Source organism: Ectopseudomonas toyotomiensis (assembly GCF_017167985.1).
Classification (GTDB): Bacteria; Pseudomonadota; Gammaproteobacteria; order Pseudomonadales; family Pseudomonadaceae; genus Aquipseudomonas; species Aquipseudomonas toyotomiensis.
The window spans coordinates 222,558-234,501 of the sequence record NZ_CP070505.1; the positions used below are offsets into that span (position 1 = coordinate 222,558).

The following is an 11,944-nucleotide window of genomic DNA, read 5'->3' on the forward strand; positions in this document are numbered from 1 at the left end:
GGGTGCGCCATGCGCACCAGCTCTACAGGATCATAACTTGTAGAACTGCGCGGCCGCCCCCAGACAAGTCAATCCTCGTCCTGACCATCCTCTTCGCGGCGGCTCATGCCGTACTTGCGCATCTTCTCGACCAGCGTGGTACGACGAATACGCAGGCGCTCAGCCGCACGCGCCACCACGCCACCCGCATCATCCAGCGCCTGCTGGATCAGTCCCTGCTCCAGATTGCCGAGGTAATCTTTCAGGTCCAGCCCCTCCGGCGGCAGCATGGCGGGCGTATCGAGGCCCGGCAGACCGGCCATGATCGCAGCGCGCTCTTCCATTTCATCACGCAGGCTGGCGGCAAGCTGCTCATCCTCGTCATCGACATGACGGAACTTCTTCGGTAATTCGCCCACCCCGATCACACCGTAGGGATGCATGATCGCCATGCGCTCCACCAGGTTGGCCAGCTCGCGCACGTTACCTGCCCAGTCATGACGGCACAGCGACATGATGGCGGCCGAATTGAAGCGAATGGAGCCACGCTTCTCGTGCTCCATGCGCGAAATCAGCTCATTCATCAGCAGCGGAATATCTTCGATACGCTCGCGCAGCGGCGCCATCTCGATAGGGAAGACGTTGAGGCGGTAATACAGGTCCTCACGGAAACTGCCGTCCTCGATCATCTTCTCCAGGTTCTTGTGCGTGGCAGCGATGATGCGCACATCGGCGGTCTGCGTCTTGTTACTGCCGACACGCTCGAAGGTTCGTTCCTGCAGCACGCGCAGCAACTTGACCTGCATCGGCAGAGGCATGTCGCCGATTTCATCGAGAAACAGCGTACCGCCGTTGGCCAGCTCGAAGCGCCCTGCCCGACTGGTGATGGCTCCGGTGAAGGCGCCCTTCTCATGACCGAACAACTCGCTTTCCAGCAACTCGGCCGGAATGGCACCGCAGTTGACCGGCACGAACGGTGCCTCGCGACGCTTGGAGTGGTAATGCAGATTGCGCGCTACCACTTCCTTGCCGGTTCCGGACTCACCGAGGATCAACACACTGGCCTCGGTATCGGCGACCTGCTGCATCATCTGCCGCACCTGCTGAATGGCACGACTGGTACCGACCAGGCTGCGGAACAGATTGGGCTCGCGCTGCCGACCACGATCACGGGCCTGGTCGTACATCTCGCGATAGACCTGGGCACGGTGCAGCGAATCGAGCAGCTTGTTATAGCTGAGTGGAGTTTCCAGGCTCGCCAGCACACGCCTGCGCAGATCTTCCGGCCACTCGACAATGCTGGAGTCGCCAACCGTCAATAGCGGCAGGAATTCATCCCAGCCAGCAATCTGCTTGGTCAGCTCGAGCGCCCCACCCTTGGCCTCGACATCGCCCAGCAAGACGCTGAGCACTTCGCGACTGGAAGCGAGCTCGGCCACAGCATTGCGCCAATCCTGGCTGGTACAGGCCAGATGCTCTTCCCCGAGAAAACTCAGAATGATCGCCAACTCGTGGCGGCGCGCAGCATTGTCATCGATCAACAGGATTTTGGTTTCACGCCACATCTTGTGCTTGTCTGACCCGAGAAGTGAGGGAAATTGCGCGCCAGATCTTCGACACGCACCGGCAATTAGCCACTAGTAAAGTCAAAAAATTGAAGTCAGTCAATTTTATGGCGTAACTTTTTTGCCCGCCAATGGAATTAGCTAAGCACCTGTTTGCAGAGCCGGGTAGTGGCAACCGAGAAAAAAGAAAGAGAAACGCAAGCGGAGAGAGGGACAACCGAGCCGAACCTGCTGGTTAAACTCGGTAAACATCAGGTTATCAGCCGAAAAGCTGATAAACCTTGGCCCCCTGGTGGGATTGATTGAGCTGCACCAATTCGCCTGCCAGACGCCGCTGCTCGGTCTGACAAACGGTCACCAGCTCACGGTAAAGTGACAGTAGATTTTCCAGGCCACTGCGCAGTTCTTCTTCGTCGTGACTATCGACCATAGCCGCATCGACTACCATGCGGCACTGCAGATCGAGCTCGCCAATCGCGGCCCAGTCCTGTTTGGCCAGAGCATCGCGCAGGGCCGAGCCGGTCGCTTGCAAACGCTGGACGGATGAACTCATTCGCTTCTCCTCCGATGCTCGCTACTGAGCGATAGCATCCCAACCCTGTTTGACGTTACGCAGCAGCCCCGAAACTTCTTCGAGAAGCTCCGGCTCGTTGCTCACATTGGCTTCGGTCAAACGGGCGATCATGTATTCATACAGGCTATCGAGGTTACCGGCCAGCTCGCCACCTTGCTGGTGGTCGAGACTCTCGCGCAGTCCCGCGATGATGGCAATACTCTTGCCGATCAATTCACCTTTTAGCGCTGTCTGTCCGCGCTCCATGGCACCACGTGCCTGAGCGATGCGAGACAAACCACCCTCCATCAACATCTGGATCAGTCGATGAGGGCTGGCCTCTGCGGCCTGCGCTTGGTTGTTGACGGTCTGATACTGCTTGAGGGCCGCCATTGCGTTCATAGTCGCTCTCGCTCTACCGATGGGCTGATACTCCAGGTATCGGCCCTGCGACTCAAAGCTTTAACGCTTTTGTCGCTGAAACGGCCCAGCCAAACCGAAAAGAAACGATTGGTCAGCCAGCAGTCGCCGGCTCGACCTCTGGCCCAATGGCATCCCAGGCACTCTTGATATCACCCAGCAGCGCCTGAACCTCTTCCAGGGTGCGCGGCGTATCGTCCAAAGCGACCCCCGCCAAGCGGCGAGTCATATAGTCGTAGAGTGCATCCAGATTCTCGGCGATTTCACCGCCCAGCTCCTTGTCCAGAGCCGCTTGCAGCACACCCAGAATGGTGATGGTGCTCCCCACCGCCATGCCGCGAATCTCGGTATCACCCTCGGCCTGGGCCTGCTTGGCCAGCATCACACGTTGCAATGCACCTTCGAGCAACAGCTGTACCGTGCGATAAGGTGACACTTCCTGGCTGGTCTTGACCTGCTTGTAGGCGTCTATCGGATTCTTGCCCATTACTTAATCCTTTTTCACGAAACCAGGAAGGTTGGCGAGCATGCCACTCAAACTTTCACTGGTACGAGTGAGCTGCCCTACCAAGGAGTCCATGGCGTTGTACTGAGCATAAAGACGGGTTTGCAGGCTTTCGACACGCTTGTTCAGGCTTTCGCGCTGAGAGTCAACGCTCTTCAAGGTATCGCGCAAGGCACTGTCACGCTGTTTCAATACACCATCGGTCGCCACATAGCTGGATACAAAGCCAGACAGACGCCCCATCAAACCGTCACTGCCAGTGAGATAAGCACCCACCTGTTCGAAATTGGTGTCGAGTGCCTTGGTCAGCGTGGCATCGTCGAGAGACAACTTGCCATCTTTGCCGGTAGTGATACCCAAGTCGGCCAGAGCACGCACACCGGCTTCTCCGCCACCGGTCATCTTGACAATTTCATTGCGCAAGCCAGACAGAACGCTGCGCACCGTGGAATCACCAACCAGAGGGCCTGCCACAGGCTTGGAACCTTCCACTTCGACGACCGCAGTGAGCTGCGCCGAGGAAGTGATCAAGGCGTTGTAGGCATCGACGAACTTCTGCAGGTTGCTCTTTACGCTCGACTTGTCGACACCAACGGTGAGATTGATGGTCTTACCATCGGTCTGATCGGTAGCACTCTGCGCCGCGACAAGATCAAGCGTAACGCCTTCGAGCGCATCCTCGATCTTGTTGCTATCACGCACCAGTTGTAATCCGTCGATGGTGAGCTTGGCCGACTTGGCCTGACTAATTACCCCCCCCGCGCCAGTGTCCGAGCTGGGTTTCAGGAAAGAGCCAGCATTGTCGGGGTCTGCGACAGGCGAGAACGCCTGAGTCGTCAAGGCATTGCCACCGGTCGTTTCACCATCTTCGGTAACCGCTACCTGAATGTCATTGCCTGCGCCAGTCTTGGTCGAGCTTAGCACCAAGCGGGAACCGGAATCATCGGTAATGATGGTGGCACTTATACCGCTGTCTTTCCCGGCTTCGTTTATCGCGTCACGCATACCAGCAAGCGTGTTGTTGGCGGCGGTGACATCGACACTGATGCTGGTATTGCCAGCGGAAATCTCCAGCGTACCGCTGTTGAAAGTAGCCGGGGCGTTACCCACACCCGAGACAGACTGCAGGGCAACCTTGCTGCTGGCAGCCAATTGCTGAACCTGAACGCTGTATGTGCCTGCAGGCGCAGTTGTGGTAGCAGTAGCCTTGAGCACGCTGCTATTGGAGGTGCTTGCAGTGCGGGACTCGAACAGGGAGGGCTTGTTTAGGGCGTCGAGGGCCGTCTTGAAGGAGTTCATCGCACCAGTGAGGGTGCCGATCGCAGAGATACGGGTAGTGGTCTGCTTCTCAAGATTGTCGAGCTGGTTGGTCTTCGGCGCTTTCTCGGCATTGACCAACGCAGTGACAATCTCGTTGATGTTGAGACCCGAACCGATTCCCGTAATACCTGCCATGATCTTGCACCTCGTCAAAAATCCGACTGCACCCTGTCGCTTGAGGAGTATCAGTCAAAAATCATGCCAAGACGTTTTATGCCTCGGCCTGAAACAAAAGGCTGCGCACCTCTGACAGATTTTCTGCCAACTTCAACGCTTCCTCCGATGGAATCTGTCGGATCACATCGCCCGACCCGGCATCCGTTACCTTGACAACCACACGTCCAGAGCCGTCATCGACTGCAAAGTTGATGCTGCGACGAACCGACTGCACGAACTCCTGAATGGTCGCTACCGCATCCTCGACCTGTTCACGGCTCACGTCCTGAGCGGGAGTGACCGCGCGCGCAACAGACTGGTCATCAGCAGGCGAAACCGCTGTGAGATTGGAAAACCCTTGTTTCTGCCGAGTCTCGGCAGCATTGGAGACGCCACCATCACGGACAACAGTAGAATTGACCTGGGGCTTTATTGAGCTGACGTCCATAAATTACTCCTCAGAATGAGGTAACGGGGAGAAGAGCCAGGCCCTTCCCCCCGTAGTCTAGCGCCTTTGACCTTAGCCCAGCAGGCTGAGTACGGCCTGCGGCAGCTGGTTGGCCTGAGCCAGGATCGCAGTACCGGCCTGCTGCAGGATCTGATTCTTGGTCAGTTCCGAGGTTTCAGCAGCGAAGTCGGTGTCACGAATCCGGCTACGAGCAGCGGAGGAGTTCTCAGCGATGTTCTGCAGGTTCGAGATGGTGTTCTCGAAGCGGTTCTGCACGGCACCGAGCTGAGCACGCTGGCTGTCGATGTTGGAGATTGCCCCGTTGATGATACCCAGAGCATCCTGAGCGCCAGTTGCCGTACTGATGTCGATGGTGTTCACCGCATCCAGCTCACTGAAACCATCGGCACCCAGACCGCCGGTCATACCGGTAACCTGGAAGGCATCGGCTGCTTCGAGTTGTACCTGACCGTCGGCGCGAGCACCGCCACCGGTGGCGATGGTAGCCGCAGTGCCCACATCATCTGCGCCATCGAAGCTCTTGGTCTGCAGAGTCGCACCACCGGAGCCCGCGTAGTTGGAGATCTGGATCGCATCGCCGCGCGAGCTGACCAGTTCGATGGTGTCGCCTTTGGATACAGCCGAGATACCAGTTTTGCCAGTTTCACGGTTGATGGCGTCAGCCAGCGAGGACAATTGGGTTACATCGGTTACTACGGCGGACACGGTGGCAGCGTCAGCTTCCAGCGACTTGCTGGTAAGACCAGACAGGTTGAAGGAAACGGTACCCGAGGCAGTGATGCCACCGAGAACGGCAACGGTACGAGCGTTGGCAGTTACGCCAGTCTCGTCGCTCTTGGCGTTGATGGCACGAGCCACTTCACTGGCCGAACCGCTGGCAGCGCCGGAGATAGCGACGTCACCGTCGGACAGCTTGGAGTTGATGCTGAACGAGGCGCTACCGTAGGCGCTGCCCGAGGTAGCGCTGAAAGCGGCACCAGAAGCGATAGCGGCAGCACCAGCACCATCGGTAGTGAAGCGGTTGATACCGATACGATCGGTCGCGGCCGAGCCGATGGAAACGCTGATGGTTTCGTAAGCGTTGGCACCCACCTGGAAGCTCTGCGAGCCGAAGCTGCCGTCGAGGATCTTGCGACCGCCGAAGCTGGTGGTGTCAGAAATACGGTTCAGCTCTTGTTGCAACTGAGCGACTTCACCCTGAAGGGCGGCACGCTCGACGGCGCCGTTGGAACCGTTGGCCGATTGCAGGGCCAGGTCACGCATACGCTGCAGGATGCCGGTGGACTGCTGCAGGGCACCTTCAGCAGTTTGCGCCAGGGAGATACCGTCGTTGGCGTTACGAGTTGCAACGCCCAGGCCGGTAATCTGACTGGTCAGGCGGTTGGCGATCTGCAGACCAGCAGCGTCGTCTTTGGCGCTATTGATACGGAAGCCGGTGGACAGGCGCTGGAGAGAAGTATCCAGGCCTTTGGACGAGCTGTTCAGGTTACGCTGAGTGTTGAGGGACGCAACGTTAGTGTTGACTGTAAGGGCCATGGTATTGCCTCCAGATGACCTAAGAACCGTTTGTCTGAGCTTGCGAGCTCGGGCCTGCATGCTCAGACGCCCAGAGAGTTCGCATTCGATCTCTTTATCGGCGCTTGCCTAAGGAGCTTTAGAGACATTTTTCAGCTTTTTTTAATTCTTTTCAGTCAAGCACTTAACCAACCACACACGTTTTTCGAACATTTTTGACTGAAAACCGTCGAGCACTGTTGCTGCGCTCGACGGTTTCACGGCACATTCAGTCAGGCATCCATGCCTTGCGCCAAAGCTCAAGGCTCTCACCTTCGAGCATCCAGTCACGATAAACGGCCTCACGTAGGCGATCTCCCGCCTGCGCAGCAGCATCCAGATCGCTGATATGCATGCGTATGGCGTCGACCCAATCGCGGAAGCGGTTTTTCACTCGCGTCACAGGAAGGTCTCCGCGATAGCACACCAGATCACTACAGATCACCGGAAAGCCGCAGGCGCCATACTCCAGCAGGCGCAAGTTGCTCTTGCACTCGTTGAACAGATTGGCCTCCACCGGCGCCAACGCCAGATCGAGGTCCAGACTCGCGAGCGCAACCGGGTAAGACTCGATATCGACACCTGGGTGAAATTCATTAATGAAGGGCCGGATCGCATCCGGGCACATGCCCATGAACACCCACTCGACCTCTCCCGCCAATTCGCGAACGACATCGACGATCAAGTCCAGATCACCGGTATGGCTCACCCCACCCGCCCAGCCAACCCGAGGTTTGCGGCCACGACGTCGCTGGCTTTCCAACCCCTTCCACCACTTCGTCGGCAGGCGGTTCTCGATTACACGGATATCACCATGCAAACCGGCGAACGCCTCTGCCAGCGGCTGGGTGGACACCACGAAGCGATCAACGAACTCCAGGCCGCGACGCAGCGACTTGAGGATATCGCGGGGCATCTGATCCCGATGCACGCTTTTCAGCGGCAGGTTGGGTAGATAATCGTCCAGTTCGTAGACCTTGAACGCTCGCGAGAAACGCTTGAGACGGCGCATGGCCTCCAGGCGATCATCGCCAATCTGGCGCTGCAATACGACCACGTCCGGGTCGTAACGCTCCAGGTCGGTTACCTGCAACAACCCCATGGACAGAGTGCCATCGGCCAGCCCATGAGACTTCAGCGCTGAGAGCGGCTGGATGACGCGGTAATGACCACAGCCCCAAGGATCGGCCGGGTGGGCCAATACCACCGGTAAAGGCCGCCAACTCAGGGGACGCCAGGTCAGGGACACGTCGCTTTCCAGATCGAAGCCCCGCCCGCTCAATGCCAGATTGCGGTTGTAAGCGCGGTCGTTTGCCAGTTGCGGCAGGTAACGTTCGTAAAGCTGGTCTTCTGCCGCGGTGCTGGCCAGTACCTGTTCCGCCTCATGCAGGATGATCGCGTTTGCCGCCCAGACCGTCAGATACCCGGCATCGCGCACGCGCAAGCAGAGGTCCACATCGCGGAAGGCATTCAGCCTGGCATCCATCCCGCCAATCTGGCGGAACACTTCGGCACGCACCATCAGGCATTCCTCACCGACGGCGCTGTAGTTCTGATCCACCTGCAGGCGATGCATATAACCCGCCGCATCCATAGCCTCCCCAGCGAAGGCTGGAGCAGCCGGGCCATTGACCCCCAACAGCAAACCGGCCTGGGCGATACGCCCGTTCGGCGTCAGCAGCTTGCCGCCGACCACACCGACCTCCGGCCTCTGAGCGTGATTGAGCAACTCATCCAGCCAGTCAGCATTGACGACGGCCGCTTCGCCGGAAAGCAGCAGCAGGTATTCGCCACGAGCCTGCTCGGCAGCGCGGTTTTGCGCCAGCCCAGTTTCTGCGGGAAACACGCGAACCTTGTCATCACCGAGTAACGCCACCTCGCGCAACCAGGCGCTGACGTCAGCCCGCGTGCCGCTATCGGCCAGAAGCAGCTCGTAATGACCGTAGGCAGTCTTTTCCAACAAGCTGTCGGTACAGCGCTGCAAAGCGGCCAACGGCACATCCGTGGCGAGAATGATCGACACCAAGGGTCCAGCGCCATGGCCATAGTGCACCCGATAGCGCCCCGGCAAGCCGGGCAGCACCTGAGCCTGATAGCCACGATTACCCAGGTGACGCTCGATCACCCGGCGCTCGTCAGGATTGTCACGCAGCGTAGGCGCTTCGGTGATCAACAGCGGTTCATCGATATGCCCCAGCCCGGCCAGGCCCTCCTGCTCGATGAATCGGGTCAGCAGTTCGAACTCAAAAGCATCGGGGAACGCCGAATCGAAGCCACCGGCGGCGAGGAACAGGTCGCGGCGATACAACCAGTGACGCGCCATCACCAGCGGGAAGCTGAGCAGCAGATCGAGATTGAAACCCGGCAGGAACGCCGCCCCCAGATTGCCATCGGGCAGGCGTTGCAGTTGGTCGCCGTACACGGCGCGGCAACCCGGATTGGCAGCCAGTTCCAGCCCGGCGATCATCAACCCGCTCTGGGTGAACTCATCGCCGGCGCGGGCCAGCATGAACCACTGACAATCGCTCGCTTCGACGGCCCGGTTGATCTGCAGCGCCATCGGCTCGTCGCTCAGGCGCAGGAAGTGCAGCTTGTCCGCCGCGGAAGTCGCCGGCACGTCTGCGGTGGTGAGCACCAAAATACGCAGCGTCGCATAGAGGCAACGCTCGCCGAGCAGACTCTTGAGCGTGACCATCAACTGCTCGGACTGGCCTTCGCTGTCGAGCACCACGACACCGATCAACGGCCCGCCTTGGTGACGGTCCAGATAATCGGCGATCAGGCGGTTTTCAGTAGCTGTCGGCAGGCGCTCGGCCAGCCAATCCATCAGGCCACCCTTGGGACGCTCGCCCAGACTTTCGAGCAGCTGCTGGCGACCGCGCTGCAGCCCCTCGCTGGCCGAACCCGAATAGCGCTCGTAGAGCTCGCGGTACAGGGCCGGGAAATTCTTGCGCTCGCGCCCCAGCATGTGGTCGCCGCCGGCACCCGGTGCCCGCGTATGCACTTCGCTGGTCACGGTCGGCACATGCACGAAGGGATAGCGTGAGGCCAGGCGCAGCAGCATGTCCCAGTCCTCGAACGCGGCCAGGCCGGTATCGAACTCACCAACAGCGGCCAGCATCTCCCGTGGGTGCGCCCAGGTATTGACGGGAATGTAGTTCTGCGTGAAAAGACGGTCGCGGTCGAACGCCTCATGCTTGAATGGCTGACCACGACCAAGCTCGATGCGCTGGCCGCCCTCCAGCTTTTCGTTGACGTACTCCACGCCGGTGTAGATGACGCTGCCTGGGTGCTGCTCGAAGGCCTCGGCCAGCACGGCCAGGTGGTTGGGCAGATAGATGTCGTCATCGTCGAGGTAGACGACGTAGCTCCCGCGCGCCAGCTCGAGCCCGGCGTTGCGAGCCGCCGATAGCCCCTTGTTGCGGCCCTGGCGGATATAGGTGATGGGAAAATCGTAGTCCGCCAACAGATACTCGACCGGCTCGCCGTTGTCGTTGATCAGGATGACTTCGAAATCACGCAGCGTCTGGCTGCCGACACTGGCCAGGGCATCCCTGAGCAGATCTGGGCGGTTGTAGGTGGTTAGGATGATGGAAAACAGCGGCTCGTAAGCGGCTCCGGCCTGGCGCTCCAGCTCGGAAAGGTCATGAACGATGCCCTCCCCCAGAGCGCTGGCCTTGTAGGCGACGTGTAACGCCGCCGCGTGCTCACCCAACGCCTGCAGAATCTGCGAAACCCGCCAGCAGGCCTGGGCCTGACCGCCCGGCCCTGCGTCCAGATCCGGAAACAGCCGGCTCAGCGGGTAACGGGCAAAGGCATCCAGGATGACCTTGGCCTCGAAGGCCTTGGTCTTGGCACTGGACAAGCTCTCACCGTGCTGACGCCAGTGACAGAGAATCGCGTCGACTTTCTTGAAGCGGGCGCTGTCAGCCAGCCGAGTCCATATCTGGTAGTCGTGACAGCGCGTAAAGGCGAGATCGTAGCCGCCATAGGTTTCATACAGCGAGCGGCGCACCGCAGTACCCGGATTGGGCAGACAGTTGCCCTGGATCAACACTGGCAGCAGCGACTGTCCCTGGTAATCGGGGTAATGCGTGCGCAGCGTTTGCCCGTTGCTGGATTGGTCGTCGAAGATCTCCAGGTCGCCGTAGAACACATCGGCATCCGGGTTGGCCGCAATGCTGCGGCGTATCTCGCTCAACGCACCTCTGGCCTGCCGGTCGTCACTGTCGATCCACACCACGAACTGCCCATGTGCCTCGGCAAGCCCACGATTACGTGCCGAAGCACCACCGCCGTGGTCATTGTGCAGCAGACGGATTCTCGGATCGTCAATGGTGCGAATGATCTCGACCGAGCGATCGGTAGAGCCATCGTCGACCACGATCAACTCGAAATCCTGATCGTCCTGCGCCAGCACGGAGTCGATCGCTTCGCGCACGTAACGCTCGCGGTTGTAGACCGGCATGATCACGCTGAAGAAAGGAGCAGGCTCATCGGACGTGACGTCAGTTGAGGGCCCCGTTTGCAGCGCAGCCGAGGGAATCGGCAGGGTTTCGTTAAACAGCTGGAAGCGCTTGTTCAACCACACCAGCACCTGGCTGATGACTTCCAGCTTGTGCTCCGCGGCGATGTTCCTGTGGGTGCTGATGCTGTGCACGAAGAGCTCGGCCAACTGGTGGTAACGGGCAGCCGTCTTGGTTCCCGTCATCCGCTCCATTGCGGTACTGTCGCGCTTGCGGATTTCTCGGCGAACATACAGCGGCTGCTCGACACGGACGAACGGCCCGTGCGCGGCCAGATGGCAGAGAAACGCCAGATCCGCGCTGACCACCGGGCGGAAGTCGAGATCGATGAACGAACGCCGGATCAGTTGGTTGACCGCCTCGCAGCGATCCAGCGCATGCAGCAGTTTGAGGTAGCGCTGGTGTGGCGCCAACGGCTCGGCGAAAACGTAGTTGCCTCCGTTGCTCTGCCCGAGCGCATTGCCCGACTCGTCTATCCATTTGGTCTGGGTATAGACCAGGCTGACCTGTTCGTCGGCAAGCATACGCGCCGATGTTTCCGCCAGAAATTCGGGGGCCAGCACGTCATGCCCGCCGAGCCACATGAAGAACTCAGAGGACGTATGCTCGAAGCAGTAGCGGAAGTTGGCCGAAGCCCCGAGATTCTGCGCATGACGGACATAGTGGAAACGAGGATCACGCGTGCAGAACTCGCGGCAGATTTCACCGGTCCCGTCGGTGGAGGCGTTATCCGCGATCAGTACCAGAAAGTCCGTGTACGTCTGCGCTGCGAGTGACTCGAGCGTTTCGCGGACATAGGCTTCTTCGTTGAAGACCGGGACACTGACCACGATCCTGCTATTAATATTGTGCATGCGCACCCCGTAGCATGTTCTTTGCACTCCGGCACGCCGGAGC

8 protein-coding genes are annotated in these 11,944 nt (G+C 59.4%); all 8 read right to left on the bottom strand.

Translation table 11 applies throughout. The annotated features are described in order from the left end of the window. Nucleotides 1-68: 68 nt before the first annotated feature. Nucleotides 69-1,544: a sigma-54 dependent transcriptional regulator gene (locus JWV26_RS01045; protein ID WP_017679155.1), complete on the bottom strand. Its 1,476-nt coding sequence runs from the start codon at nucleotides 1,542-1,544 to the stop codon at nucleotides 69-71. 259 nt (nucleotides 1,545-1,803) lie between these two features. Continuing rightward, nucleotides 1,804-2,097, bottom strand: a complete 294-nt coding sequence (gene fliT / locus JWV26_RS01050) for a flagellar protein FliT (protein ID WP_072425689.1) — start codon at nucleotides 2,095-2,097, stop codon at nucleotides 1,804-1,806. A 21-nt stretch (nucleotides 2,098-2,118) separates the two neighbouring features. Then, entirely contained in the window at nucleotides 2,119-2,499 is a 381-nt protein-coding gene (gene fliS, locus JWV26_RS01055) for a flagellar export chaperone FliS (RefSeq protein ID WP_024307695.1), read from the bottom strand. Nucleotides 2,500-2,611: 112 nt separating this feature from the next. Next, nucleotides 2,612-3,004 (bottom strand): flagellar export chaperone FliS, encoded by a 393-nt coding sequence (gene fliS, locus JWV26_RS01060; protein WP_021489641.1) that lies wholly within the window; start codon nucleotides 3,002-3,004, stop codon nucleotides 2,612-2,614. A gap of 3 nt (nucleotides 3,005-3,007) precedes the next feature. Beyond that, the gene (gene fliD / locus JWV26_RS01065; RefSeq protein ID WP_093050859.1) at nucleotides 3,008-4,477 is read right to left on the bottom strand and encodes a flagellar filament capping protein FliD; all 1,470 of its coding nucleotides are present in this window, start codon (nucleotides 4,475-4,477) and stop codon (nucleotides 3,008-3,010) included. Nucleotides 4,478-4,553: 76 nt separating this feature from the next. Beyond that, on the bottom strand, nucleotides 4,554-4,946 hold the full coding sequence (locus tag JWV26_RS01070) for a flagellar protein FlaG (RefSeq protein ID WP_093050856.1): 393 nt from the start codon (nucleotides 4,944-4,946) through the stop codon (nucleotides 4,554-4,556). A 72-nt stretch (nucleotides 4,947-5,018) separates the two neighbouring features. Beyond that, complete coding sequence (locus JWV26_RS01075; RefSeq protein ID WP_093050853.1) at nucleotides 5,019-6,503, bottom strand: flagellin; 1,485 nt, start codon at nucleotides 6,501-6,503, stop codon at nucleotides 5,019-5,021. 247 nt (nucleotides 6,504-6,750) lie between these two features. After that, nucleotides 6,751-11,901: a glycosyltransferase gene (locus JWV26_RS01080; RefSeq protein WP_206418184.1), complete on the bottom strand. Its 5,151-nt coding sequence runs from the start codon at nucleotides 11,899-11,901 to the stop codon at nucleotides 6,751-6,753. Between the last annotated feature and the right edge of the window lie 43 nt (nucleotides 11,902-11,944).

Coding starts and splice junctions, on each gene's coding strand:
- fliS (WP_021489641.1), bottom strand. CDS start 3,004: ATGGGCAAGAATCCGATAGACGCCTACAAGCAGGTCAAGACCAGCCAG.
- fliD (WP_093050859.1), bottom strand. CDS start 4,477: ATGGCAGGTATTACGGGAATCGGTTCGGGTCTCAACATCAACGAGATT.
- JWV26_RS01075 (WP_093050853.1), bottom strand. CDS start 6,503: ATGGCCCTTACAGTCAACACTAACGTTGCGTCCCTCAACACTCAGCGT.
- fliT (WP_072425689.1), bottom strand. CDS start 2,097: ATGAGTTCATCCGTCCAGCGTTTGCAAGCGACCGGCTCGGCCCTGCGC.
- JWV26_RS01070 (WP_093050856.1), bottom strand. CDS start 4,946: ATGGACGTCAGCTCAATAAAGCCCCAGGTCAATTCTACTGTTGTCCGT.
- fliS (WP_024307695.1), bottom strand. CDS start 2,499: ATGAACGCAATGGCGGCCCTCAAGCAGTATCAGACCGTCAACAACCAA.
- JWV26_RS01080 (WP_206418184.1), bottom strand. CDS start 11,901: ATGCACAATATTAATAGCAGGATCGTGGTCAGTGTCCCGGTCTTCAAC.
- JWV26_RS01045 (WP_017679155.1), bottom strand. CDS start 1,544: ATGTGGCGTGAAACCAAAATCCTGTTGATCGATGACAATGCTGCGCGC.